The organism is Vibrio sp. Hal054, assembly GCF_037162405.1.
In the GTDB taxonomy this organism is placed as follows: domain Bacteria; phylum Pseudomonadota; class Gammaproteobacteria; order Enterobacterales; family Vibrionaceae; genus Vibrio; species Vibrio diazotrophicus.
Genome location: NZ_JARLUT010000001.1, coordinates 775493 through 800725 on the forward strand (window position 1 = coordinate 775493; position 25233 = coordinate 800725).

General features: G+C 45.5%; 21 protein-coding genes. 10 read left to right on the forward strand and 11 right to left on the reverse strand.

Annotated elements, in window-relative coordinates; translation table 11 throughout:
* Positions 1–7: 7 nt before the first annotated feature.
* The 7 genes from P4S58_RS03510 (at position 8) to purF (ending at position 10466) form a co-directional block, all read left to right on the forward strand.
* Positions 8–4399, forward strand: coding sequence for a FimV/HubP family polar landmark protein (locus P4S58_RS03510; RefSeq protein ID WP_337162913.1), 4392 nt, complete (start codon positions 8–10; stop codon positions 4397–4399).
* 173 nt (positions 4400–4572) lie between these two features.
* Entirely contained in the window at positions 4573–5367 is a 795-nt protein-coding gene (truA, locus tag P4S58_RS03515; RefSeq protein ID WP_102962757.1) for a tRNA pseudouridine(38-40) synthase TruA, read from the forward strand.
* 209 nt (positions 5368–5576) lie between these two features.
* Complete coding sequence (accD, locus tag P4S58_RS03520) at positions 5577–6503, forward strand: acetyl-CoA carboxylase, carboxyltransferase subunit beta (protein ID WP_042486327.1); 927 nt, start codon at positions 5577–5579, stop codon at positions 6501–6503.
* Between the two features lie 44 nt (positions 6504–6547).
* Positions 6548–7813 (forward strand): bifunctional tetrahydrofolate synthase/dihydrofolate synthase, encoded by a 1266-nt coding sequence (folC, locus tag P4S58_RS03525; protein WP_102969556.1) that lies wholly within the window; start codon positions 6548–6550, stop codon positions 7811–7813.
* Positions 7814–8365 (forward strand): SPOR domain-containing protein, encoded by a 552-nt coding sequence (locus P4S58_RS03530; protein ID WP_042486321.1) that lies wholly within the window; start codon positions 7814–7816, stop codon positions 8363–8365.
* 62 nt (positions 8366–8427) lie between these two features.
* Complete coding sequence (locus P4S58_RS03535; protein WP_042486318.1) at positions 8428–8919, forward strand: CvpA family protein; 492 nt, start codon at positions 8428–8430, stop codon at positions 8917–8919.
* A 35-nt stretch (positions 8920–8954) separates the two neighbouring features.
* Positions 8955–10466 carry an amidophosphoribosyltransferase gene (gene purF, locus P4S58_RS03540; protein ID WP_042486316.1) on the forward strand — a complete coding sequence of 504 codons (1512 nt, stop codon included), beginning with the start codon at positions 8955–8957 and terminating at the stop codon, positions 10464–10466.
* Positions 10467–10593: 127 nt separating this feature from the next.
* On the opposite strand, the gene P4S58_RS03545 is transcribed toward purF, so the two are convergent.
* Together P4S58_RS03545 and rnt are read right to left on the reverse strand one after the other, a co-directional pair.
* Positions 10594–11919 carry a Na+/H+ antiporter family protein gene (locus P4S58_RS03545; RefSeq protein ID WP_102969555.1) on the reverse strand — a complete coding sequence of 442 codons (1326 nt, stop codon included), beginning with the start codon at positions 11917–11919 and terminating at the stop codon, positions 10594–10596.
* 29 nt (positions 11920–11948) lie between these two features.
* Positions 11949–12602 (reverse strand): ribonuclease T, encoded by a 654-nt coding sequence (gene rnt / locus P4S58_RS03550; protein ID WP_102969554.1) that lies wholly within the window; start codon positions 12600–12602, stop codon positions 11949–11951.
* A 258-nt stretch (positions 12603–12860) separates the two neighbouring features.
* Here rnt and motY point away from each other — a divergent pair, with 258 nt between their 5' ends.
* On the forward strand, positions 12861–13745 hold the full coding sequence (gene motY, locus P4S58_RS03555; protein ID WP_102965428.1) for a flagellar protein MotY: 885 nt from the start codon (positions 12861–12863) through the stop codon (positions 13743–13745).
* 79 nt (positions 13746–13824) lie between these two features.
* Here motY and gloA read toward each other — a convergent pair whose 3' ends face one another.
* From gloA to rsxA, 8 genes are read right to left on the reverse strand one after another with little or no spacing between them, the layout of a single operon-like run.
* A complete protein-coding gene (gene gloA / locus P4S58_RS03560; RefSeq protein ID WP_102940182.1) occupies positions 13825–14241 on the reverse strand; it encodes a lactoylglutathione lyase in 417 nt (138 codons plus the stop codon).
* 34 nt (positions 14242–14275) lie between these two features.
* Positions 14276–14911, reverse strand: a complete 636-nt coding sequence (gene nth, locus P4S58_RS03565) for an endonuclease III (protein ID WP_102953777.1) — start codon at positions 14909–14911, stop codon at positions 14276–14278.
* A gap of 36 nt (positions 14912–14947) precedes the next feature.
* Positions 14948–15649: an electron transport complex subunit E gene (locus P4S58_RS03570; protein WP_102969553.1), complete on the reverse strand. Its 702-nt coding sequence runs from the start codon at positions 15647–15649 to the stop codon at positions 14948–14950.
* Positions 15649–16278: an electron transport complex subunit RsxG gene (rsxG, locus tag P4S58_RS03575; protein ID WP_102969552.1), complete on the reverse strand. Its 630-nt coding sequence runs from the start codon at positions 16276–16278 to the stop codon at positions 15649–15651. The genes P4S58_RS03570 and rsxG overlap by 1 nt, the downstream gene beginning before the upstream one ends.
* A gap of 9 nt (positions 16279–16287) precedes the next feature.
* Positions 16288–17334: an electron transport complex subunit RsxD gene (gene rsxD / locus P4S58_RS03580; protein ID WP_102940178.1), complete on the reverse strand. Its 1047-nt coding sequence runs from the start codon at positions 17332–17334 to the stop codon at positions 16288–16290.
* Entirely contained in the window at positions 17334–19847 is a 2514-nt protein-coding gene (gene rsxC / locus P4S58_RS03585; protein ID WP_102969551.1) for an electron transport complex subunit RsxC, read from the reverse strand. Before rsxC ends, rsxD begins: the two co-directional genes overlap by 1 nt.
* 8 nt (positions 19848–19855) lie before the next feature.
* The gene (gene rsxB / locus P4S58_RS03590; protein WP_042486242.1) at positions 19856–20443 is read right to left on the reverse strand and encodes an electron transport complex subunit RsxB; all 588 of its coding nucleotides are present in this window, start codon (positions 20441–20443) and stop codon (positions 19856–19858) included.
* On the reverse strand, positions 20443–21024 hold the full coding sequence (rsxA, locus tag P4S58_RS03595) for an electron transport complex subunit RsxA (RefSeq protein ID WP_042486237.1): 582 nt from the start codon (positions 21022–21024) through the stop codon (positions 20443–20445). Before rsxA ends, rsxB begins: the two co-directional genes overlap by 1 nt.
* Before the next feature lie 309 nt (positions 21025–21333).
* Between rsxA and P4S58_RS03600 the strand changes: the two genes are divergently transcribed.
* Entirely contained in the window at positions 21334–21633 is a 300-nt protein-coding gene (locus P4S58_RS03600; protein ID WP_042486233.1) for a PTS transporter subunit EIIB, read from the forward strand.
* Positions 21634–21654: 21 nt separating this feature from the next.
* Here the strand turns inward: P4S58_RS03600 and P4S58_RS03605 are convergent, their stop codons facing one another.
* Positions 21655–22659, reverse strand: a complete 1005-nt coding sequence (locus P4S58_RS03605) for a substrate-binding domain-containing protein (RefSeq protein WP_337162921.1) — start codon at positions 22657–22659, stop codon at positions 21655–21657.
* 381 nt (positions 22660–23040) lie between these two features.
* On the opposite strand from P4S58_RS03605, the gene P4S58_RS03610 reads away from it, so the two are divergent.
* Complete coding sequence (locus P4S58_RS03610) at positions 23041–25158, forward strand: alpha-galactosidase (protein ID WP_102969549.1); 2118 nt, start codon at positions 23041–23043, stop codon at positions 25156–25158.
* Positions 25159–25233: the final 75 nt, after the last annotated feature.

Consider the following 25233-nt stretch of genomic DNA (forward strand, 5'->3'; position numbering starts at 1 on the left):
GCCTTATATGCGTCAATTTTTTAAACGCCTGTTACTGCCAATCGCTGTAGCGGCCGTGACTCAGACTTCTTTCGTTAGTGCAGAGAGTATTCGCCTTATTGGTCCGACTGGCGAAGTTCAGTCAGCGCCGCAATATAGTAGTGATATTGTCCGTAATCGAACAACAGCAACGGCAGAGCCTTCACAGGTTATTGGCCCTACTTCTGAAAAAGACACGTTATGGTCGATTGCGTCACGTATACGTCCCTCAAACCAAGTATCTGTACAGCAGACTCTACTGGCAATTTATCGTTTAAATCCTCAAGCGTTTGAAAACCAAAATATCCATAGCTTAATTCCAGGTAGCACATTACGCATTCCTTCGCTCGCTCAAGTGAGCAGTGTTTCAACGGAAGAAGCGGTCAAAGTGATGGCTGCGCATAAAGCTCGTCTCGCGCAACAGCCTGCTAAGCCAGCAACACCCGTCGTAAACACTCCGAAAGCAGAACCGAAACCGACAGTAGATGTGAAACCAGCCGCTGTTGCTCCTGCTGAAACACAGACACCAGAAGCGCAAGTAACACCAACAGAGCCTGTCGTTGCAGAAAAGCCTGTTGTGGAAGCGAAAAATGATGGCAGCATGAAAGCGTCATCAGCCGACCAAAATGAAATTCAGGCACTGGAAGAAAAGAATCACAGACTGCGTTTGATGCTCGCCGAAGTACAATCTGAAGTGAGTGGCTTAAAACAAGAGTTGGGCGATGAAAACCGCATTCGTTCTGAAGTTGAAAAACTGCTGGCTGAAGAGAGAATTAAACGCGAAGAAATGCAACGTCTCGCACCGTCTAAGTTGGATGAATTATTAGCGAACAACTGGATGGTAGCAGGGTTAGCTCTTATTCCGGGCTTATTAATCGCCTTACTCGTAGTGCTATTTTTAGGACGTCGTTCTGGTTCAAATCAAGCGTCAAATTCACCTACTCAAGAAACAGTACTTAATGCGAATTCTAGTGCTGAAGCTGCTGCTCCACTAGCGGTTGGTGATCAGTCGCTCGAAGATTTAGATGATGAATTGCTTCTGGACGATGACCTGTTTGGCAGCATGGATGACAACGACTCACTCTTTGGTGAAGAGAAGAAAGAAGAAACATCAGAAGAAGATGACGGTGATATTTTTGCTGGCCTAGATGAGAGCGATTTAGACTTCGACTTAGAGGGTGAAGACGGCGAAGATTTATTTGCTGCTATTGATGACTCAGGCGACCTTGATACTGACTTTGGTGATTTGTCTTCTGGTAATAACGACATCACTGTCAATGGGGATGAGAAAGCTCTTGGTTTGGAGGAAATGGAACGCGCTCTAGACCAGGCATCACAAAACTATGATGAAGACGACGAGATCGGCTTTGACCTATCTGATGATGGTGAAATGTCGCAAGCCGATATTGAATCTTTGTTGGCTGCGGATGATTCTGAAGAGCTGGATTCACCTTCTCTTGACCAATCTATGTTGGATGAACTTTTTGCTGCACAAGAAGATGATGAAACAAGCTCAGAGTTGTTAGATTTCGACAGCTTGCTTGATGATGAAAAATCGCAAACTAATTCTGAGCCAGAAGCGGCTAAGTTCACTTCAGATGAAGAGTTAGACGACTTATTTGCAAACATAGAAGCTCAGGCTGACTTGGAGTCTTTAGAGGCGAATGCAAAAGATGAGACGGCATTACTAGACGAGTTGCTGTTAGAAGATGAAGAAGACGAGCCTGAAATTGAATCTAATAGCACGGCGCTGCTAGACGAGCTTTTAAATGAAAACGGTTTTGACGAAGCTGATTCTGAACAAAATGTCGCCGATGAGATGATGCTGGAACTGGATGAACTGCTGGGAGATAGCGGTGATTCAGATATTCCTGAGATTGATGAAAACAGTACTGATCTGCTCGATGATTTTGTCGGTGAGCTTAGTGAAGAACCGACAGGTTACGAAGACTTCTTGGCTGATGAAGTCACTTCAGAATCGGAAGACACAGAAGAGAAAGATGAAAGTTTAGAGCTTTTTGATGAGCTGCTGACCATCGAACAAAACGCGGAATCTGAAGAACTGGTTGAAGATTTCAATAGTGCAAACTTCATTGACGACCTTATTACCAATGCACCTAAGTCTGATCCGTTACTGGATGAAGAGTTTGAATCTATTTCAGCACTGAATGAAGACGATTTTGATCTGGATGACTTCGAGTTCAATCCGGAAATTGAAGGTGGAGAGAAGTCGGAAGAAGAGCTAGCGGAAACAGAGCAAGAGCAAGTTGTTGCGAATGAATTCGGTGTTCCACAAGATGACGATTGGGTTTTTGATGGCCTAGAAACAGAAACAGAAACAGAAACAGCGGATATTGAATCTGAAGCAGTAGAAACGGAAGCTTTGGAAACGCAAGACGAAGCGGAACCTGCTGAGGTTTTAGACGAAGAGTCTGAGTCTGAACAGCCAGAGCAAAATATTGCGGCTGAATTCGACGAATTAGACCTTCCAGAATACACCGAAGAAGATGCGCTGGCGGATGTTGAATCTGAAGCAGTAGAAACCGAAGCTCTGGAAACACAAGACGAAGTTGAGCCTGCTGAGGTTTTGGCTCAAGAGACTAAACCCGAACAGCCAGAGCAAAATATTGCCACTCAATTCGATGAGGTAGATCTTCCAGAGTACACCGAAGAAGACGCGCTGGCAGATTTTGAATCTGAAGCAGCAGAAACGGATGCTCCAGACGAAGTGGCACCAGCTGAGGTTTTAGCAGAAGAGACTAAACCTGAACAACCAGAGCAAGATATTGCGGCTGAATTCGACGAGTTAGATCTTCCAGAGTACACCGAAGAAGATGCGCTGGCGGATGTTGAATCTGAAGCAGTAGAAACTGAAACTTCTGAATCGCAAGACGAAGTGGCATCTGCTGAGCTTTTGGCAGAAGAGTCTGAGTCCGAGCTGCAAGAGCAAGATATTGCGGCTGAATTCGACGAGTTAGATCTTCCAGAGTACACCGAAGAAGATGCGCTGGCGGATGTTGAATCTGAAGTAGCAGAAACTGAAGCTCCAGAAGCGCAAGACGAAGTGGCACTTGCTGAGCTTTTGGCAGAAGAGTCTGAGTCCGAGCTGCAAGAGCAAGATATTGCTGCTGAATTCGATGAGTTAGATCTTCCAGAGTACACAGAAGAAGATGCGCTGGCGGATGTTGAATCTGAAGTAGCAGAAACTGAAGCTCCAGAAGCGCAAGACGAAGTGGCACCTGCTGAGCTTTTAGCAGAAGAATCTGAGCCTGAACAGCCAGAGCAAGACATTGCCGCTGAGTTCGATGAGTTAGATCTTCCAGAGTACGCAGAAGAAGATGCGCTGGCAGATGTTGAATCTGAAGCAGTAGAAACTGAAACTCCTGAAGCGCAAGACGAAGTGATACCTGCTGAGGTCTTGGCAGAAGAGTCTGATTCTGAATTGCCAGAGCAAGACATTGCAGAGGAATTCGACGAATTAGAGCTTCCAGAATACACAGAAGAAGACGCGCTTGCGGATTCTGAGTTCGCCGAAGAGTCAGACTTACCAGAAGCCGCTGCAGAGCTTGCGGATGTAGAAATTAATGATTCTGATCTGCCTGAATATACGGAAGAAGATGCTTTAGCGGATATGTTCTCCCAAACGGATGAGCTGTCGGATGAATCAGAAGACGATCATTTAGATGATTCTTCACTGTATGCAGAGGCTGAGCCGGAGACAACAGAAGTTAATCTTAGCGATGTTTCTAAACAAGAGTTTGATGAACAAGCGCTGTCCGATTGGTTGTCTGATGAAGATCGAGCAGAAACAAGCTTTACCTTTGATAAGCCTATTGATGCGAAGTCCGTTGACAGTGCCGGTATGGACATTGACGCCATGCTGGAAATGGGCGGAGAAGATTGGAATGGCTTTAATTTAACGCCTGATCAAAAAGCGACAATACCTGACGAAGTACCAGAGACTGAGAAGGACGTGTGGCATCCTGAGATTCAGGTCAAAGAGCCAGAAGTTGCCCAAGAAAACTGGGGTAATCAGGAAGAGTTTGCTGAATTCGAGCCTGCTAGTCGTCAATTTATGACTATCGACGATTTAATGGCTCAGGTTGAAAACGATGATGGCAGTACTCTTAATCTTGATAATGAAGAGTTAAAGCTAGATGTCGGCCTCAACGAGTTCCCAGATGTGATTGGTGATGTCGGTGATATCGATGTAGACAGTAATTCAGAAGCCGCAGGTAAGCTGGATTTGGCGAAAATCTACATTGAGATGAACGATGATAAAGGTGCGATTAAGCTACTCGAAGAAGCAATCGTGGATGGTAGTGATGAGATAAGGCAGCAAGCGAAACACCTTATTGATGTCATTAACGGTCGAGTGTAAACAGTAATAGTAAAAGAGGCAGCATTGGCTGCCTCTTTGTTTATTCAGCTATCTTAAATAGCAGGTATGATCTTACCGTTGTATGTATTTTGCGGGTTAGAAATCTTAAGCGATTGATATTATACTGCCCGCCCCAAGGTCTTTAGACCTATAGTTTTTAAGAGTGATACACCATGAGAATAGCGTTGGGTATTGAGTATGACGGTACTCATTACTTTGGTTGGCAGCGTCAAAGAGAAGTCGCAAGTGTTCAAGAAGAGCTAGAGAAAGCTCTGTCTGTCGTCGCCAACCATCCTGTTGAAGTTCAGTGTGCAGGACGCACAGATGCTGGCGTACATGGCACTGGGCAAGTAGTGCATTTTGATACAACAGCGACACGCAAAATGGTTGCTTGGACAATGGGAACCAATGCGAACTTACCCAAGAATATAGCGGTGCGTTGGGCAAAAGAAGTGCCTGACGAATTTCACGCTCGCTTCACAGCAACAGCACGCCGCTATCGCTACGTGATTTATAACCATGAATTTCGTCCGGGCATATTGGCTTCTGGTGTGAGTCACTATCACGGGGAACTTGATGCAGAAAGAATGCATCAGGCTGGTCAATATTTGTTGGGTGAGAATGATTTCACGTCATTTAGAGCTGTTCATTGCCAGTCACGTAGTCCGTGGCGTAATATTATGCACTTAAATGTTACCCGCCATGAACGTTACGTAGTGATTGATATTAAAGCGAATGCTTTCGTTCATCACATGGTTCGCAACATTACTGGTAGCCTTATTGCTGTTGGTCGTGGTGAGAAGGAACCAGAGTGGATCCAGTGGTTGCTGGAAGCGAAAGATCGCACATTGGCAGGTGCAACCGCAAAAGCGGAAGGCTTATATTTGGTGTCTGTGGATTACCCACAAGAGTTTGATTTACCTCAACCACCTTTAGGGCCGCTATTTTTACCTGATCATTTGAACTAATGTTGAACTAAAGTGTAGTAATTGGCTCAAAGTTATCAGTTGATTAGCATTCAAAATGAGCAGAATTAGGTGTGTGGGGCTGGTGCAAGAAATAGGTACAACCAGTTTTTTGTCTACAGTTGGCATTTTCTATGCTTTAATCCCCACGCATTATTGTCGAATTTAAATCTTTCGCATTGAGCGGGAGAGCACAGAGTAAAAGGTCTTCTATGAGTTGGCTTGAAAAGATTTTAGAAAAAAGCAACATAGTTACTTCACGTAAAGCATCGATTCCTGAAGGTGTTTGGACGAAGTGTACATCTTGTGAGCAGGTACTCTACCACGCAGAACTTGAGCGCAACCTCGAAGTTTGTCCTAAGTGTAATCATCACATGCGTATGAAAGCGCGTCGTCGTCTTGAAACATTCTTAGATGAAGACAATCGTCAAGAGATTGCACAAGAGCTTGAGCCTCAAGATAAACTGAAATTCAAAGATTCTAAGCGTTATAAAGAACGTCTTGCAGCGGCACAAAAGAGCAGCGGCGAGAAAGACGCTCTTATCGTTATGAATGGTGAACTGCACGGTATTCCACTTGTGGCATGTGCTTTTGAATTCTCATTCATGGGCGGTTCTATGGGCTCGGTTGTAGGTGCTCGTTTTGTTCGTGCCGTTGAATCTGCAATTGAAAGAAACTGTGGTCTAGTATGTTTCTCTGCAAGTGGTGGTGCTCGTATGCAAGAGGCTTTGATGTCTCTAATGCAAATGGCTAAAACCAGTGCGGCGTTAGAGCGCTTGTCAAACAAAGGTCTACCGTTCATTTCGGTAATGACTGACCCAACAATGGGTGGTGTTTCTGCAAGTCTTGCAATGCTGGGTGATATCAACATCGGTGAGCCAAAAGCACTGATCGGTTTTGCTGGCCGTCGCGTTATCGAACAAACTGTACGTGAAGATCTTCCAGAAGGCTTCCAACGCAGCGAATTCCTGCTAGAGCACGGTGCGATTGATATGATCGTAGACCGCCGCGAAATGCGTCAACGCATTGCTGGCTTACTAGCGAAGATGACCAACCAAAAATCTCCACTCGTAGTTTCTGTGAACGATGCTCCACAAGAGGAAGCATATTCAGTACCAGAAGCGAAGAAAAAAGGGTAAAGTAGGCGCTAACTAAACCAAAGAAAACAATGGTTCTACGTTAGATGAAACAAAACCCAATTCCTCAAGCCACATCCCCACTGTCGATGTGGCTTGATTATTTAACCCATATTCATACTTCTGCAATTGATTTGGGCTTAGACCGCGTTCAAGCGGTGGCTAACAAAGCCTCTCTCACTAAACCCGCTCCAACAGTTATCACTGTTGCCGGAACCAACGGCAAGGGTTCTACCTGTGCGTTAATGGAAAGTATTCTTCTGGATGCTGGTTATTCGGTCGGTGTCTACAGTTCTCCTCACCTTATCAGCTACAACGAACGTGTACGTATTAACGGCGTTGATGCTCGTGATGAACTACACACAGAAGCTTTTGCTTATATTGAACAACAGCGTGGCGAGATCAGCCTAAGTTTTTTTGAATTCGGAACATTAGCGGCTCTTCGCATTTTCCAAACTGAAAAAGTCGATGTTGTGCTGTTAGAGGTCGGCCTTGGTGGTCGTCTAGATGCGACTAACGTGGTTGATCACGATGTATCGGTTATTACCAGCTTAGCGATCGATCATGTTGACTGGCTGGGTGACGACATCAATGTAATCGGTTTTGAGAAAGCGGGTATTTTCCGCTCAGGCAAGCCTGCTATTTGTGGTCAACCTAAGCCTCCGTCAACAGTTGCCGCTCACGCCGATGATATTGGTGCGGATTTCTATCAGGTTGGTATCCAGTTTGATTATGAAAAAGTGTCAGACACGGTTTGGCAGTGGAGAAGCGGGCCTTTTGATCTCACCGATCTGCCAGTGCCAACTCTTCCTCTTGCTAATGCCGCAACTGCGTTGATGGCTCTGGGATGTTCAGGTTTAGAAGTCAGCGATGTCAATATTGTCGAAGGTCTGCGCAAAGCGAAATTGGCGGGACGCATGCAACGTATTAGCGATAAGCCAATAATATTGCTTGATGTGGCTCATAACCCTCATTCTGCAGAGTATCTCGCTAGCCAGATTCGTACTCAGTTCCCTGAGCAAAACGTACATATGGTGCTTGGTATGCTGCATGACAAAGATATTAAGTCCACCATTGATGTGCTTAAACCGCTGGTCAAGCATTGGTATCCAGCTTCTTTGTCTGGCCCGAGAGCGGCTTCTGCGAGTGAACTGTGCCAGCACCTTGAACAAGGTCAGGTTGAGTATGCAAACCCTGTTAGTGCATTTGAAAGTGCGATGACAAGTGTTACGGATGGTGATGTCATAATCGTTGCTGGGTCTTTCCACACAGTCGGTGAAGTGCTTGAGCACTGGAAAAATAAAGGAGCGTAAATGGCGAGTAAATTTCAAAGCCGTTTAGTAGGTACTATTATTTTGGTAGCGATAGGTGTCATCGTTTTGCCTGATGTTCTTGATGGCAAAAAAATGCACTATCAAGAAGAGATCACAAGCATTCCGATCAAGCCTGAGCTTAATAGTGATGTAGAAAAGTTCGAAATACTTGAGCCTGTTGAAGATCAAGCTGCTTTACCTGAGTCTCCAGTTTCTATCACTGAACAAACGACTCCGTCTTCAAACTCTTCCGCGAAAGTCGATAAACCGATGGAAACCGTCGTCAAAGAAGTACCTGAGAAAAATGACTACCAAGACAGCGCGTGGATCATTCAGTTGATGGCATTGAAGAACGCAGAAAACGCAAAAAACGTGGTGAGTGATTTACAAAAACGCGGTTATCAAGCTCACACAAAACAAGAAAACGGTTTTACAAGAGTGATCATCGGACCTGATGTCTCAAAAAGTAAGCTTGAGAGACAACTACTGGAATTAGAGAAAGTTACAGGTTCAAAAGGTCAATTGCTCAAATTTAAACCACTAAACCCATAAGAAAACGTTTGCGTCGCGTTTTTTTCTGTTAAAATGCGCGCCAACTTAAGATGTAAGAACTCATGAATTGGTTAGATATTGTCATTTTAAGTGTGATCGGCTTGTCAGCTTTGATCAGTTTGGTACGTGGCTTTGCGAAAGAAGCCTTGTCATTAATTATCTGGTGTGGTGCATTTTTTATTGCTTCACAGTACTACGCAAAACTGGCGGTGTACTTTACCAACATTAAAGACGATTTGATTCGCAACGGCGCCGCCATTGCTGCACTTTTTGTAGCAACTTTAGTGGTGGGGGCGATTGTGAATTATGTGATTTCGCAATTGGTTCAGAAAACAGGTTTATCAGGTACGGATAGAGTCTTAGGCGTTGTATTTGGCGCATTACGTGGGGTTCTAATCGTAGCGGCAGCTCTGTTTTTTGTGGATACCTTTACTGCATTACCAAGCTCTGAGTGGTGGAAGAGCTCGCAATTAGTACCGGAATTTAGCCGTGTGATTGCGCCTCTCTTCGAACACATACAAGCAACATCAAGTTTTCTATCTGACGCGATATAACGCGTCAGTTACTGACGCAAATCGAGGAATAAGACATGTGTGGTATTGTTGGAATCGTGGGCACAACGCCTGTAAACCAGTCTATTTATGACGCTTTAACGGTATTGCAGCATCGTGGCCAAGATGCCGCTGGTATTTGTACCATAGATAGCAATCGTTTTCGTCTGCGCAAGGCGAACGGTTTAGTAAAAGATGTCTTTGAAGCCAAACACATGCAGCGTCTTCAAGGTTCTGTGGGTATTGGGCACGTTCGTTACCCAACTGCAGGCAGCTCAAGTGCATCTGAAGCTCAGCCTTTTTACGTAAACTCTCCATTTGGTATCACGCTTGCTCATAACGGCAACCTAACCAATGCGAATGTTGTACGTGAAAAGTTATTCGAAAAAGATCGTCGTCATATCAATACCACTTCAGATTCTGAAGTACTGCTAAACGTATTGGCGCATGAGATTGATACTGTAAGAGGTAATGTTACTTCTGAAGATGTCTTCCGTGCAGTGGCAAACGTGCATCGCACTATTCGTGGCGCATACGCAGTAACCGCTATGATCATTGGTCACGGTATGATTGCGTTCCGCGACCCACATGGTATTCGTCCACTTTGCCTTGGCAAGCGTGAAGTGAATGGGCGCACTGAGTACATGGTTGCGTCTGAATCGGTAGCACTTGATGCTGTAGGTTTTGACTTTGTACGTGATGTTGCACCGGGTGAAGCTATCTACGCAACGTTTGAAGGCGAGCTGTTCACTAAGCAGTGTGCTGATAGCCCAAGTCTTACTCCATGTATTTTCGAGTTTGTTTATTTTGCTCGTCCAGATTCATTCATCGATAAAATCTCTGTTTACAGCGCACGCGTTGAAATGGGTAAACGTCTTGGTGAGCGTATTAAGAATGAGTTTTCTGACTTGGATATTGATGTTGTTATTCCAATTCCAGAAACGTCAAATGATATCGCGCTGCAAATCGCTCAAGCGATTGATAAACCATACCGTCAAGGTTTCGTGAAAAACCGTTATGTTGGCCGTACATTCATCATGCCGGGTCAACAGCTACGTAAGAAATCAGTTCGTCGTAAACTGAATGCTATCCGTTCTGAATTTAAAGATAAGAATGTACTGCTTGTTGATGACTCAATCGTGCGTGGAACGACTTCTGAGCAGATTATCGAAATGGCTCGTGATTCTGGTGCAGCGAAAGTTTACATGGTATCAGCAGCGCCTGAGATTCGTTTCCCGAACGTATATGGTATCGATATGCCAACAGCAAACGAGTTGATTGCTCACGGCCGTGATAATGCAGATATCTGTAAACAAATCGGTGCTGATGCGCTTATCTTCCAAACTCTTGAAGATTTAGAAGATGCAGTGCGTGCAGGTAACCCTGATATCGCTAAATTTGAAGCTTCAGTATTTAACGGTGAATATGTGACAGGCGACATCGACCAGCAATACCTAGACTACCTAGAGTCGATGCGTGGTGATGATGTTAAGGCACAACGTGAAATTCAGGATCTAGCAAGTCTAGAACTGTACAACGAAGGTGCTTAATCACTTTTAGCGTAAGCATCGTGATAGTCAGTGAATAGCAGAAAGGCTTCCCGAGGGAAGCCTTTTTAATGTCTTACGTTTTTTATCAACCCCACCATTTCAGTATGTGGAGTTGAAAGCAAATCGGTTAAAGCACCATTGCCGCAATCCAACCAAATGCAACTAACGGCAAGTTGTAGTGGAGGAAGGTCGGTACAACGGTTTCCCAAATGTGCTCATGCTGTCCATCTGCGTTTAGACCAGAGGTTGGGCCTAAGGTTGAATCAGAAGCTGGTGAGCCAGCATCACCCAGTGCTGCAGCAGTACCGACTAGCGCTACGGTTGCCATTGGAGAAAAACCAAAAGCGATACACAAAGGCACATAGATGGTCGCGATAATTGGAATGGTTGAGAACGAAGAACCGATACCCATAGTCACCAGCAAACCTACTACAAGCATTAGCAATGCGGCTAAAGGCTTGTTGTCACCAATACTGGTTGATAACGCGCTAACAAGAGATTCAACACCGCCAGTATCTTTCATTACAGCGGCAAAGCCTGCTGCAGAAATCATGATAAAGCCGATCATTGCCATCATGTGAACACCTTTGGTGAACACATCGTGCGTCTCTTTCCATGCGATAACACCGCCGAAAGTAAACACCATAAAGCCAGCTAATGCACCGATGATCATTGAACCTGTCGCAAGTTGAACCGCTAGTGCAACCACGATACCGACGGCGGCAATGCCAACGTGTTTCTTGTCGATTTCGTTCGCTTGATGATGAACAACAGTCAGCTCTGTTTCTTGATACTCACGCGGTTTGCGGTAGCTGAAAAATACCGCGATCAATAGACCAGCGATCATACCAATAGCAGGTAGTAACATCGCCATAGGTACCTGACTCGCAGTGATGTTCTCCAGACCGTTTTCACGTAGGTTCTTAAGCAGAATGTTGTTGAGGAAAATACCGCCAAAACCCACAGGTAGCACCATGTAAGGAGTGATCAGACCAAAGGTAAGAACACAGGCTACTAAGCGACGGTCTAACTTGAGCTTTGCAAATACGCCTAATAGAGGCGGAATTAAAATTGGGATAAATGCAATGTGTACCGGAATGACGTTTTGTGAAGAGACGGCCATCAACAGCAAAGCAACTAGGACAGCGTATTTCAATCCAGTTGTTGCCGCACCATGCTCTTTGCCATGAAGACGTTTGATCACACTTTGTGCTAACAAATCAGTGATGCCAGATTTAGAAATAGCAACAGCAAACGTCCCCAGCATTGCGTAGCTAAGCGCGATAGTCGCACCACCACCAAGGCCGCTTTCGAAAGCCGCTACAGTATCATTTAAGCTCATACCTGCCACTAAACCGCCAACAATGGCGCTGAAGGTTAGGGCAACCACAACGTTTACGCGCATCAGTGCAAGAAGCAGCATGACGCAAACGGAAATGACTACAGGATTCATATAATTCTCAATTCAAGTCGTGTTTGGTTTTAGTTGTTTTCTTGGTTATCAACAGCAGGCCAGCCACCAAGAGCTTTCCATTTGTTGACGATTCCGCAGAACAGCTCTGCAGTTTTTTGTGTATCGTAAAGCGCTGAGTGTGCTTCACGATTGTCAAATTCCATTCCAGCTGCTTTACACGCTTTGGCGAGTACCGTCTGTCCGTAAGCAAGACCACTTAACGTAGCGGTATCAAAAGTGGCAAAGGGATGGAAAGGAACGCGTTTAAGTTTACAGCGCTCGCTTGCTGCCATAACAAAGCTATGATCGAAGTTGGCGTTGTGCGCGACGATGATCGCTCGGCTGCAATCAGAGTCTTTCTGCTCTTTACGAACCAGCTTGTAGATCTCTTTTAGCGCATGATCTTCAGACACTGCGCCACGAAGTGGGCTAAATGGGTCATAGATGCCAGTGAACTCGAGTGCCGCTTTTTCTAGATTGGCACCTTCAAAAGGCTCAACATGAAAGTGAATGGTAGAAGCAGGTTGCAAATCGCCGTTTTCGTCCATACGCAAAGTCACTGCGCAAATCTCTAATAAAGCATCGGTTTGGGCATTGAATCCAGCGGTTTCAACGTCAATAACGACAGGAAAATAACCACGGAAACGCTCTTTTAATGTCTTTGCTTCTTTTAAATCAGTCATGCTGGCTCTAGTTATTGTGACAAGGGCGGCATTATTGCATGTTATGACTATAAGAAAAACCTGAGCACTCTATTTAGAAGGAATTAATTGGTTCACTATTCGGTGGTATCAAATAGGGTCGAATTATCGGTTATCAATCGATTTTAGATTAGAAACTCGGGGGTAAGCTGGCGAGATTTTTGCATTACTCTATTCAGATTTACGTTGGTGGCAATGTGTCGCCACGATGACATGCAGTATTAAGAGATAAAAGTCCTTATGAATAAATGGCTTGTGACAAGTTTAGCCGCTGCCACTCTATTGACGCCTGTTGCCGCTTCGGCACTAGAAAAGCGTTATGTGGCAACGCCACAGCAGTCCACTTGGCAGATGGTGGCGAACACACCACTCGAGTGTCGGCTTGTTCATCCTATCCCCAATTACGGCGATGCGGAGTTTTCTGCGCGCGCCAGTAAGAAAATGAATTTGGACTTTGAACTGAAAATGCGCCGCCCGATGGGGGACACTCGTAACGTAAGCCTAGTTTCAATGCCACCAGCATGGAGACCGGGTGAAAGCGCTGACCGCATCACTAATATTCAGTTCTTTAAACAGTTTGATGGTTATATTGGCGGCCAATCGGCGTGGACACTATTGAGTGAACTGGAAAAAGGCCGTTATCCGACATTCAGTTATCAGGATTGGCAAAGCCGTGATCAACGCATTGAAGTGGCGCTCTCTTCAGTATTATTCCAAGCTCAATACAACGTATTCAGTGATTGTATTGCCAATTTACTGCCATACAGTTTCGAAGATATCTCGTTCACGATACTTCATTACGACCGCGGTAACAGTGTCGATCTGAACAAAGCGTCTCAAAAGCGTTTAGAACAGATTGCCGAGTACATTCGCTACAACAAAGATATCGACCTAGTGTTGGTAGCGGCTTATACAGACTCAGCAGACAGCAAAAACGAGAGCCAAAGCCTGTCGGAGAAACGCTCGGAAAGACTGCGCAATTACTTTAAGTCACTTGGTTTACCTGAAGACAGAATTCAGGTGCAGGGCTTTGGTAAGCGTCGTCCAATTGCCGACAACGAATCGCCAATTGGCAAAGATAAAAACCGCCGTGTGGTGATTTCACTCGGTAGAACTCAAATTTAGAGTTGAACTTGTTACGCACAAGAGAAAAACAAAAACACCGCCATCTGGCGGTGTTTTTTATCGTCAGAACAAAGAAAGATTAACCTTCTAGGCCTGCGCTTGCTTGACGATTTTGGATAAGCTCAATCATGTAACCATCAGGGTCTTTAACAAAAGCGATGTGTGTGGTTCCGCCTTTTACTGGACCTGGCTCGCGAGTAACATTGCCGCCAACCGCTTTAATTGCATCACAAGTTGCGTAGATGTCGTCTACGCCGATAGCTATGTGACCGAAACCTTTACCTAGGTCGTATTCTTCTACACCCCAGTTATAAGTGAGCTCAATAACGGCACCTTGTGACTCATCACCATAACCAACGAACGCTAGAGTATATTTGTACTCAGCATTTTCGCTTTTACGTAGTAACTTCATACCCATTACGTTGGTGTAGAATTCGATAGACTTGTCTAAATCACCTACGCGTAGCATGGTATGTAGAACACGGTTGTTTGACATTTTGGACTCCTAGCTTTCCGGGTAAATTTTATATTTACAGTTCTGTTTTCGAGGCGAACTCACACAGATCTTCAATTATGCAGCTCCCACAACGAGGCTTGCGTGCGATACAGGTATATCGACCATGCAAAATTAACCAGTGGTGAACGTCTAATTTGAATTCTGCGGGAACGACTTTCAGTAGTTTCTGTTCGACATCGTCGACAGTTTTTCCCATTGCAAATTTGGTGCGATTGGACACTCGATAAATGTGCGTGTCTACAGCGATAGTTGGCCAGCCAAATGCCGTATTTAAAACGACGTTTGCTGTTTTTCGGCCTACACCGGGTAACGCTTCCAGTGCTTCTCTGTTTTCGGGAACTTCACCGTTGTGCTTATCAAGCAAAATACGGCAAGTCTTAATCACGTTCTCGGCTTTCGAGTTAAACAGACCTATGGTCTTGATGTACTCTTTAACGCCATCAACGCCCAAATCAAAGATGGCTTGAGGTGTATTGGCAACGGCATACAACTTGTCTGTCGCTTTATTCACACTCACATCTGTTGCTTGAGCGGACAACAGAACGGCGATGAGCAGTTCGAATGGTGAATTCCAGTTGAGCTCTGTTTCCGGTTTTGGATTGTTTTCTCTCAGTCGCTCGAGAATTTGTCTTCTTTTATCTTTATTCATTGCTCTGCGCTGTTTCCAGTCTCTCTAGTTTTTCTATTAAGACGATACGTTGGTGACTCGTGCTCGTTCGATAGTTGGTTTTTCTCGTTTTGGCTGACGCGCTGCAAGCTGCTTATCAATCACATTTTTGAGAGCAATCAGCAGGCCGACGCCGAAAAACGCACCCGGAGGTAATAGGGCAAGCAAGAAGCTGCTATCAAAATGGAAAATTTCAATTCTTAGTACTTTTGCCCAATCGCCCAGCAGCAGATCAGCGCCATCGAACAGGGTGCCGTTACCGATAATTTCTCGCATAGCACCCAGAACAACCAGTACTGAAGTCATGCCTAGCCCCATCCACAGACCATCTTGGGCTGAAGGCAGGACGTCATTTTTTGACGCAAAAGCTTCTGCGCGACCGATGATAATACAGTTAGTCACGATGAGAGGGATGAAGATACCGAGCGACAGATATAACCCGTAAGCGTATGCATTCATCATCAGTTGCACGCAGGTTACCAACGACGCAATGATCATCACGAATACTGGAATACGCACTTCTTTAGGTACGTAATCGCGAACCAATGATACGGTCACGTTGGAACCGACTAAAACCAGTAAGGTTGCGATGCCTAAACCAAGTGCGTTGGTTACGGTAGAAGAAACAGCAAGTAGCGGACACAAACCAAGCAACTGTACTAAGGCGGGGTTGTTTTCCCACATGCCGTTTTTCATCAATGCTTTATGTTCATTGTTCATTACTGATCTCCGCAGTTATAGGTTTGTTTCGCCAGTGCTTCACGATTTTGATTCACGTAAGTCACGGCGTTCTTCACTGCTTTCACCACAGCTCGTGGGGTAATTGTTGCACCAGTAAACTGATCAAATTGACCTCCGTCTTTACGGACTTTCCACTGTTCCTCGTTGTCTGCTGTTACAGATTTACCTGTAAAGTTCAGTATCCAGTCAGTGATTCTCAGGTCAATTTTGTCACCCAGCCCCGGAGTTTCGTTATGTGCCAGAACTCGGGTACCAGTAATCGTGCCATCATTTTTAATGCCGACAATGACTTTAATCGCACCGTTATAACCATCGGGAGCAATAGCTTCGATTGCTATTGCACTAGGCTGGCCGTTCAGTGTCGCCACATAGGCTGGCATTAAATTATCTGTGCCAAGTGCTGGGTCATTAATCAAGATGCACGATTGTGACAGTTCGTTATCGTGCAGCTTTTTAGGAATCACTTGGTTTAAAATCGACAATAACTGAATCTTCTCTTGTTTTTTGATTTGCGATTCAGTCAGTTGATGAGTCAGTGCTACGACACCTGTCGATAAGCAGGCAAAAGTAGCAAGGATGAGACCGTTTTTTCTAATTGCGGTTAGCATAATTGCTCCTTAGTGCCCGTAAGTACGAGGTTTAGTGTAGTAGTCGATTAACGGTACGCACATGTTAGCAAGCAAAACGGCAAATGCCACACCGTCTGGGAAACCACCCCAACTGCGAATGATAAACACCATAGCACCGATGAATGCGCCAAACACTAAACGCCCTTTCACTGTGGTAGAGGCCGTAACTGGATCAGTTGCAATGAAAAACGCGCCCAACATGGTTGCACCAGACAACAGATGAACTAATGGTGATGCCGTTGTACCCGGTGCAAACAGTGTCGCTAATGTGCTCATCACCAACAAGCTCGCGATAAAAGCAACAGGGATATGCCAGTTGATGACTCTTAGTCTCAGAAGAACAAGCCCGCCAGCCAAATAGGCAAGATTGACCCATTCCCAACCAATGCCAGCTAAAGAACCGAACTGAGGCTGAGCCATTACTTCAGATAAAGTGTGACCTGCTTTAAGCGAAGTTTTCACTGAGTCCAATGGTGTCGCCATCGTCATTCCGTCAATACCAGTTCGAACTTGCTGCAGCGATAAACCGTCGGAGTCGAAACCAGTAAAGATCAGAGAAAACGAGTCACTAAAAGAGATGCCATCTGCGCCTAGCTGATGTGGCGCTATCCAGCTTGTCATCTGAACAGGGAAGGAAATAAGCAAAACCACGTAGGCAACCATTGCTGGGTTAAACGGGTTTTGACCAAGCCCACCGTAAAGATGTTTTGCAATCAAAATAGCGAAGATAAGACCGATAACCACAATCCACCAAGGTGACATTGGTGGAATGGCAACAGCCAATAACCAAGCGGTGACAATGGCACTGTGGTCTCTTAATGCAAGATGAGCAGGGCGTTTACGTAGCTTCATCACTGCCGCTTCAAATGACAGCGCGACAATAACTGCAAATCCCAACTGGATTAAGGTACCGAAACCGAAGAAATAGGTCTGGGCAAATAAGCCCGGTAGTGCGCACAACGCTACCCACTTCATTAAATCAGAAGTGCTGCGTTTAATATGAGTATGTGGGGAACTAGCTATAAAGAAAGCCACTAGTTATTCTCCTCGGTATTTTTGTTTTGTTGCTCTGCTTTACGAGCCTTAGCGCGGGCGATCGCTGCTGCAACCGCTGCTTTTTTCGGGTCTTCTGAAGTTTCTGTTTCAGCTTGAGCTTCTTCTTCAGTAGATGCCGATTCTTGCTGCGCTTTGCGAGCTTTGGCTCGGGCAATCGCTGCTGCAACCGCTGCTTTTTTCGGGTCTTCTGAAGTTTTCGTTTCAGCTTGAGCTTCTTCCGCAGGCGTGGATTCTTGCTGCGCTTTGCGAGCTTTGGCTCGGGCAATCGCTGCTGCAACTGCTGCTTTTTTCGGATCGTCAGAAGTATCCGTTTCAGCCTGAGTTTCTTCTTCCGCAGGCGCCGATTCTTGCTGCGCTTTACGCGCTTTTGCACGGGCAATCGCTGCTGCAACCGCTGCTTTTTTCGGGTCTTCTGAAGTGTCCGTTTCAGCTTTAGCTTCTTCTTCAGCAGATGCCGATTCTTGCTGTGCTTTACGAGCTTTTGCACGAGCGATAGCTGCTGCAACTGCCGCTTTTTTCGGGTCTTCTGAAGTGTCCGTTTCAGCTTGAGCTTCTTCAGCAGATGCCGATTCTTGCTGCGCTTTGCGAGCTTTGGCTCGGGCAATCGCTGCTGCAACGGCCGCTTTTTTCGGGTCTTCTGAAGTGTCCGTTTCAGCCAGAGCTTCTTCTTCAGCAGGCGCGGACTCTTGCTGCGCTTTGCGAGCTTTTGCACGGGCAATCGCTTCAGCGACGGCTGCTTTTTTATCGTTAGCTGGTGCTTCTGATGTGTCGGTTTGCTGCTCTTTTTCCAACTTACGTTCACGAGCCTGACGCTTGCGCTCTTCTCGCAGTTTGATCATTTCAGCGTTGTCAGGCTCAGCTACGCCAGTTTTCGCTGCTTCTGCTTGTTTTGCTTTCGCTTTGGCAATAGCGGCGGCAACGGCTGGTTTAACCGCTGAATCGGACGTTGCTGTTGCTTGTTCTTTTTGTGCTTTAACGCGCGCAATGGCAGCAGCAATCGCGTTTTCACCATCGCTGGTGGTCATCTCTTGACGACGGTTTTCTGCTGCGGCTTTAAAGCGATTTTCTCTTTCCGCTTTATCGCGTTCCATACGCTCTTTTTTCTCTTCGAAGCGAATTTTTGCGCGCTCAGCCGCTTCAGATTCCTGCTTGCGAATACGGATTTCTGCTTTGGCTTGACGATAGTATTGAACCAGTGGAATTTCACTAGGGCAGACGTACGCACACGCGCCGCATTCAATACAATCTTTTAAGTGCAATTCTTCACACTTGTCGAATTCTTCTGCTTTTGCATGCCATTGAAGCTGCTGTGGGAGAAGGGATGCAGGGCATACTTCAGCACATTGACCACAACGAATACACGCCATTTCATAGGATTGTGGAGCAATTTCCTGACGCGTCGGAGCGAGAATACAGTTGGATGTTTTGGTCACAGGCACATTGGCATGGGGCAGGGTAAAGCCCATCATTGGGCCGCCCATGATCAGACGCGGAAGCTTTTTATCAGCCTGATAGCCAAACTCATCAAGTAGCGCCTGAACGGGGGTACCAAGCAGTGCCCAGACATTCTTCGGCTTTTTAAAACTGTTACCAGTGAGTGTAACGACGCGGCGAATCAACGGTTCGCCATCAACAACAGCGCGTTTAATGGCTTGCATAGAACCGACGTTTTGCACCATCAAACCAATATCAGCAGGGATTCTGCCATTCGGTACTTCAAGATTGGTAAGAATCTTGATCAGCTGCTTTTCACCACCTGACGGGTATTTGGTTGGAATAACACGAATAACTATGTCTTTATTCAACGCCGCATTTTGCAGCGCTTCAATCGCTTTCGGTTTGTTATCTTCAATGCCAATAATGGTCAGTTTTGGTTTTAGAATGTGTTCGACAATGCTGATGCCTTGGATGATCTCTTGAGCGTTTTCTCGCATCAGAACATCGTCAGCGGTGATGTAAGGTTCACACTCAGCAGCATTAATGATCAGAATGTCAGTGCGTGACAGACCTGATTGAATTTTCTTTGCTGTCGGGAAGCCCGCACCGCCCATGCCTGAAACACCCGCTTGGCGGATGATTTCAATCAGCTCATCTGGTGAGGATTGAGTAAAATCTTCAATGGATGTTTTCTCAATCCATTCATCTTTTCCGTCAGTTTCAATAACGACGCACAACTCGGCAAGTCCAGAAGGGTGCGCTGTCGTTCTTGGTTCGATCGCTTTTACAATGCCAGAGGTCGGAGCATGAATAGGCAGCATAAATGTCGAGGTATATTGAGTTAATGCCTGACCTTTTTTAACGCTGTCGCCAACAGTGACCAGTAGATCACCCGGCTTACCTATGTGCTGCTTAAGAGGCAGTACAAGTTCACTTGGAATACTAGCCTGAGCTATAGCGGATTGATTCGATTGTTGTTTGTTTTCTGGTGGGTGAATGCCGCCCGGAAATGTCCACAGGCTACCCGTTCTGATTTGTTCGATTAATGACAACATATGAATCCTTAATCCCCGCTGTTTTGCTGAGTGGTTGCAGCGTTTGTAACATCAACCACAGGAATCGCATTTAGCTGCCATTTCCAAGTCTCAGTGGTTGTTGCAACAGGGATCATTTCAATACAGTCTGTAGGGCACGGAGCAACACAGAGATCGCAACCCGTACACTCATCTTTAATTACGGTATGAAGTGCTTTGGTACCGCCAACAATCGCGTCAACAGGGCAAGCCTGAATACACTTGGTGCATCCGATACACATATCTTCATGAATAAAAGCAACGGTTTTGACTTTGCTATCGAGATCGTGTGCGGACTCTTGGACGTCAACGCCCATTAAGTCGGCTAATTTTTCGATCGTTTGCTGACCGCCCGGAGGGCATTTATTGATTTGGTCACCATTGGCAATCGCTTCTGCGTAAGGACGACAGCCTGGGTAGCCACATTGACCGCATTGGGTTTGTGGCAAAATAGCATCAATTTGGTCAACGATAGGATCGGCTTCAACTTTGAAGCGGATTGAAGCAAAGCCCAAAATAGCGCCAAAAACGGCAGCAAGTACCGCGATAGCTAATACAGCAATTAATATCGTACTCATTACAACTTCACCAATCCGGTAAAGCCCATAAAGGCAAGCGACATCAAACCAGCCGTGATCATGGCGATAGATGCGCCTTTGAATGGTGCCGGCACATCTGCTACATGAATACGCTCACGCATTGATGCAAACAGGATCAGTACCAGTGAAAAGCCCACAGCAGCGCCGAAGCCGTAGATGATCGACTGTATGAAATTATGGTTTTCGTTGATATTAAGTAATGCCACACCTAAAACTGCACAGTTAGTGGTGATGAGAGGCAGGAAGATACCTAACAAACGATAGAGTGTCGGGCTGGTTTTGTGCACCACCATTTCGGTAAATTGAACCACAACCGCAATCACGAGGATAAAGCTCATGGTGCGTAAGTATTCAATACCCAATGGTTTAAGGATGTAACTTTCTACAAGATACGAACATACGGAGGCTAAGGTTAAAACGAACGTTGTCGCTAACCCCATGCCAATTGCAGTCTCTAACTTTTTGGATACGCCCATGAAAGGACACAAGCCCAAAAACTTTACCAGTACAAAGTTGTTCACCAGCACAGTGCCGACTAACAACAAAAGATATTCGGTCATAATTATATAATGTCTTCGTTCCGATCTCGGTATTATCCTGCTTTGCGTAGTCAATAACAACCAACCAAAGATAAGGTTTTCAATTTAAGAATAAAAAAAGTTTAAACTTTACACTCTAGATTGAACTCGTAGCCCGAATTCGCGTAGAACTCTCAGTTATGATGTTCCCTCTGTATTGCATGACAACATGTTCAGAAAACACTGATTGTTCTGTATGTGTGACTAAGGTGTAATTTAGGTTTATGTACTTACAGTGTAGGGTTATTTATTGTATTTACTGCAAATCATCTTATTTATCGGCAGGTTTTTATGATTGATAAAATTCGTCAGTTTTTTAATTTTTTAGTCAGAGTAAACCCGAACATTGGTCAGGAAACTGACGGCATCGTAAAAGCTGTAGGTGGACTAGAGAACATCGTCCATTCAGGGGCGTGTGCGACAAGATTAAGATTGCAACTTAATGATTCGGCTCTGGTTGATGTTGACTACTTAAAATGCAACGGAGCTTTTGGTGTCGTTCTGCTGGACAAAAGCAACGTGCAAATTATCTATGGAGTAAAAGCGAACAACTATGCTCAAGAGATAGATGCTCGCCTTCAAGCGCTATAGCTAAACCTGATAGGGCAGAGCTTATTGCGCTCTGCCTACTGAGGAACGACGCACTAAGGTCGGCATAAACAGTTTGCACTCAGAGCGTTCAACGTTCTCATTATTTGCTAGTTGCAAAGAAAGTTTCACCGCTTCGTTTGCCATTAATTGAATAGGATAACGAATGGTGGTGAGACGCGGGTAAACAAAGCGAGCCATGTGTCCGTCATCAAACCCAATTACGGACATCTCTTCAGGAATACGAATGCCATTTTCTTGAAGCAGCACCAAACAACCTGCCGCCATATAGTCGTTATAGGTAGAGACCGCAGTAATGTCGGTATTTTTGGCCATCAGGTTGACCATTGCCTGCTCGCCGCCAAGCTCGTCGGGCTCACCGTACTCCACATACTCATCTCTCCCTTCTATACCGTAGTCGCGCAGTGCATCAAAGTAACCTGCTAGTCGGTCATGGGCATCATCAATATTATGGCTAGAGGCAATATAGCCAATGTGTTTATGACCATTTTTAATCAGATACTCTGTAGCGATATAAGCCCCTTTGCGGTTATCTAATGCGATACAGCGCGAAGCGATGTCAGGCACAACACGGTTGATCAGCACCATTCCGGGTACTTCTTGGGCGAGTTTTGTCAGTTCCTGATCGCTCATGCCTTTGCTATGCAGTACAAGCGATTCACAGCGGCTGTTAATTAACAGACTGATAGCGTTACGCTCTTTCTCTGCATCATGATAACCGCTACCAACCAGTAGCTGCTTTTCCTGCTCACTGGCGATGGTATCAATTGCTTTGACCATGATGCCAAAAAAAGGCGCAGACACATCACTGACCAAAACGCCAATGGCATTGGAAGATTTGCTTACCAGTGCGCGAGCATTTGCATTGGGGCGATAGCCCAGCTTTTCCATTGCGGCTTTAACCGCAATGATGGCGGTTTCACTGGTGTGCGGGGCGTTATTTATGACGCGAGAAGTGGTCGCGATAGATACACCCGCTTCCCGTGCAACGTCTTTTATGGTCGCCATAGTGATATTTACCTTAGGTTTCTAAGAGAACGTTTAGTACTTATGCCATACAAGCTTAAGTTGTTTTGCTTAAGTGATTTCAGCGGCTCTCTGAACATGATTCTACTGTTTGTGAAAATGTTTTCAGGTTCTAAGACCTTAGCTGGCACTCATTAAATATCGGTTATTTAGACAACTCAAGTGCTTAAAGTCTAACTACTGCGCAAGCTCAAGCTTTTGGGATTGTTTATGTTCAGCATTTCTCAAACTCCATACTTTCTAACAAAAATAGCGAAACCTGCAGATGCATGGAAACGTTTCCATGATTATGGCTTTAATCACAGAAAGTTCTTCAGTTTTGCTTATGATATCGAAAATTAAAAGGTTTGAAGGGAACAGACAGTGACGGAGCCAGTATTAATTAACTTAACCGGTAAACAGAGCCAGATCATCGTTGAGGTCGGAGAGTTTGCAGAGATTCTCTATTGGGGCAAACCCGTTCAAGGTGCTTTGGAAAACTATAGGAAGAGTTTGTATCGTCCTGTGCCTTTTGGTCGCCTCGATAAAGATGTCTCAATGACATTAAGCCCAGAATTGGGCCGTGGTGTTTTCAGTAGTCCGGGTGTCGAAGGGCATCGCGACGGCTTGGACTGGGCTCCGGTCTTTGTTGTTCAGCAAATAGTAGAAATTGACACCGGGGTGCGTATTGAAAGTGTTGATGAACTGGCAGGTTTGTCGCTGACGACGGAACTGTGTTTAGACGCTGATGACGTGGTGAAAACCCGTCATACTTTAACCAATTTAAAGGCGGGTGTTTATCAGGTTAATCGCTTAGCCAATACTTTACCTTTGCCTGCTAGAGTCAATGAACTGATGACATTTTTTGGCCGCTGGGTTCACGAGTTTCAAACTGCTCGCCAGCCTTTAATACATGGTGGTTATCAGCAAGAAAACCGTCGCGGGCGCACGTCTCATGAACATTATCCAGCATTGATTGCAGGCCAGCAGCATTTTGATGAGTTGCAGGGTGATGTGTGGGGGTTCCATTTTGCTTGGAGCGGCAACCATCGCATGCGTGCGGATGTTAAGGCCGATGGGCGTCGCCTTTTGCAAGCTGAAGTGATTTATTTCGCTGGTGAAGTTTCATTAGCGCAGGGAGAAAGTGTCACATCGCCATGGCTGTATGCCAGCTACAGTGATAAAGGTCTGAACGGCATGAGTCAGCAGTTTCACGCTCATGTACGTCATCGTATTTTACCGAAAGAGTTTGTAGCAAAGCCTCGCCCAATTCACCTCAATACGTGGGAAGGTATCTATTTCAACCACGATCCTGAATACATTATGTCAATGGCAACTCAGGCGGCAGCCATGGGTGTCGAACGTTTTATTATTGATGACGGTTGGTTTAAAGGTCGAAATGACGATAAAGCTGCGTTGGGTGACTGGTTCCTTGATGAAAGGAAATATCCTCAAGGTCTCACTCCAGTTGTTGAGCATGTTAATCAACTCGGTATGGAATTTGGTTTGTGGTTTGAACCAGAAATGATTAACAAAAATTCCGACCTTTACAGGCAGCATCCCGATTGGTTGCTGGCTGTGGAAGGGTATGAGCAGCCTACAGGACGCAATCAGTATGTGATTGATCTGCAAAACCAAGAGGCCTTTGACTATCTGTTTGAGCGATTAGATCATTTTCTTTCCACTTACAATATCGCTTACATCAAATGGGATATGAACAGGGAAGTGGTTCAGCCTGCTCATGGGGGGATGGCCGCTGCTCATAAGCAAACGCAGCGTTATTACCAGCTGGTGGATAAAGTTCGCGCCAAGCACCCGAATGTGGACATTGAATCCTGCGCCGCAGGTGGTGGCCGTATTGATTACGAGGTACTGAAAAGGACTCATCGTTTCTGGGCGTCGGATAACAACGATGCTTTAGAGCGTCAGACCATTCAGCGAGGAATGAGCTATTTCTTCCCGCCTGAAGTGATGGGGAGTCATATCGGCGCTAGCCATTGCCACAGTACACGTCGTCGCCACAGTATTGAATTCAGAGGCTTAACGGCTCTGTTTGGCCATATGGGTATTGAGCTAGACCCTGTAAAAGAGAGCCAAGAAGAGAAGCAAGGCTTTGAACACTATGTGAAGCTACACACAGCGCTGCGCCCATTGTTGCACAGCGGAACAACTTGGCGGATTCCAAGTGAGGATAAAGCGCATCAAATTCATGCGGTGGTATCGCAAGACAAATCACAAGCGGTAGTATTGGTTTCTCAGCTCGCTATGCCAACGTATTCATTAAGTGGTCATCTTCGTATTGTCGGATTAGACCCAGAATCAACTTACCAAGTATCAGTGATTGATAAGCCGGAGAACTTCAACCACATAGTGGCTTGCCAACCTGAATGGACAGCATCTGGTTGTAAAATGTCTGGTGAGTGGTGTCAGAACGTCGGCTTAACTATGCCAATTCTCGACGCAGAAAGCGCAATATTGATTGAGCTGAAGCGGGTGAGTTAGACATTTCTATCGATAATCGATAAATAAAATAAGCCGAAAATAGGATTTATTTTCGGCTTATTAACTTAATGATTA

Coding starts and splice junctions, on each gene's coding strand:
- P4S58_RS03510 (WP_337162913.1), top strand. CDS start 8: ATGCGTCAATTTTTTAAACGCCTGTTACTGCCAATCGCTGTAGCGGCC.
- truA (WP_102962757.1), top strand. CDS start 4,573: ATGAGAATAGCGTTGGGTATTGAGTATGACGGTACTCATTACTTTGGT.
- accD (WP_042486327.1), top strand. CDS start 5,577: ATGAGTTGGCTTGAAAAGATTTTAGAAAAAAGCAACATAGTTACTTCA.
- folC (WP_102969556.1), top strand. CDS start 6,548: ATGAAACAAAACCCAATTCCTCAAGCCACATCCCCACTGTCGATGTGG.
- P4S58_RS03530 (WP_042486321.1), top strand. CDS start 7,814: ATGGCGAGTAAATTTCAAAGCCGTTTAGTAGGTACTATTATTTTGGTA.
- P4S58_RS03535 (WP_042486318.1), top strand. CDS start 8,428: ATGAATTGGTTAGATATTGTCATTTTAAGTGTGATCGGCTTGTCAGCT.
- purF (WP_042486316.1), top strand. CDS start 8,955: ATGTGTGGTATTGTTGGAATCGTGGGCACAACGCCTGTAAACCAGTCT.
- P4S58_RS03545 (WP_102969555.1), bottom strand. CDS start 11,919: ATGAATCCTGTAGTCATTTCCGTTTGCGTCATGCTGCTTCTTGCACTG.
- rnt (WP_102969554.1), bottom strand. CDS start 12,602: ATGACTGATTTAAAAGAAGCAAAGACATTAAAAGAGCGTTTCCGTGGT.
- motY (WP_102965428.1), top strand. CDS start 12,861: ATGAATAAATGGCTTGTGACAAGTTTAGCCGCTGCCACTCTATTGACG.
- gloA (WP_102940182.1), bottom strand. CDS start 14,241: ATGTCAAACAACCGTGTTCTACATACCATGCTACGCGTAGGTGATTTA.
- nth (WP_102953777.1), bottom strand. CDS start 14,911: ATGAATAAAGATAAAAGAAGACAAATTCTCGAGCGACTGAGAGAAAAC.
- P4S58_RS03570 (WP_102969553.1), bottom strand. CDS start 15,649: ATGAACAATGAACATAAAGCATTGATGAAAAACGGCATGTGGGAAAAC.
- rsxG (WP_102969552.1), bottom strand. CDS start 16,278: ATGCTAACCGCAATTAGAAAAAACGGTCTCATCCTTGCTACTTTTGCC.
- rsxC (WP_102969551.1), bottom strand. CDS start 19,847: ATGTTGTCATTAATCGAACAAATCAGAACGGGTAGCCTGTGGACATTT.
- rsxB (WP_042486242.1), bottom strand. CDS start 20,443: ATGAGTACGATATTAATTGCTGTATTAGCTATCGCGGTACTTGCTGCC.
- rsxA (WP_042486237.1), bottom strand. CDS start 21,024: ATGACCGAATATCTTTTGTTGTTAGTCGGCACTGTGCTGGTGAACAAC.
- P4S58_RS03600 (WP_042486233.1), top strand. CDS start 21,334: ATGATTGATAAAATTCGTCAGTTTTTTAATTTTTTAGTCAGAGTAAAC.
- P4S58_RS03605 (WP_337162921.1), bottom strand. CDS start 22,659: ATGGCGACCATAAAAGACGTTGCACGGGAAGCGGGTGTATCTATCGCG.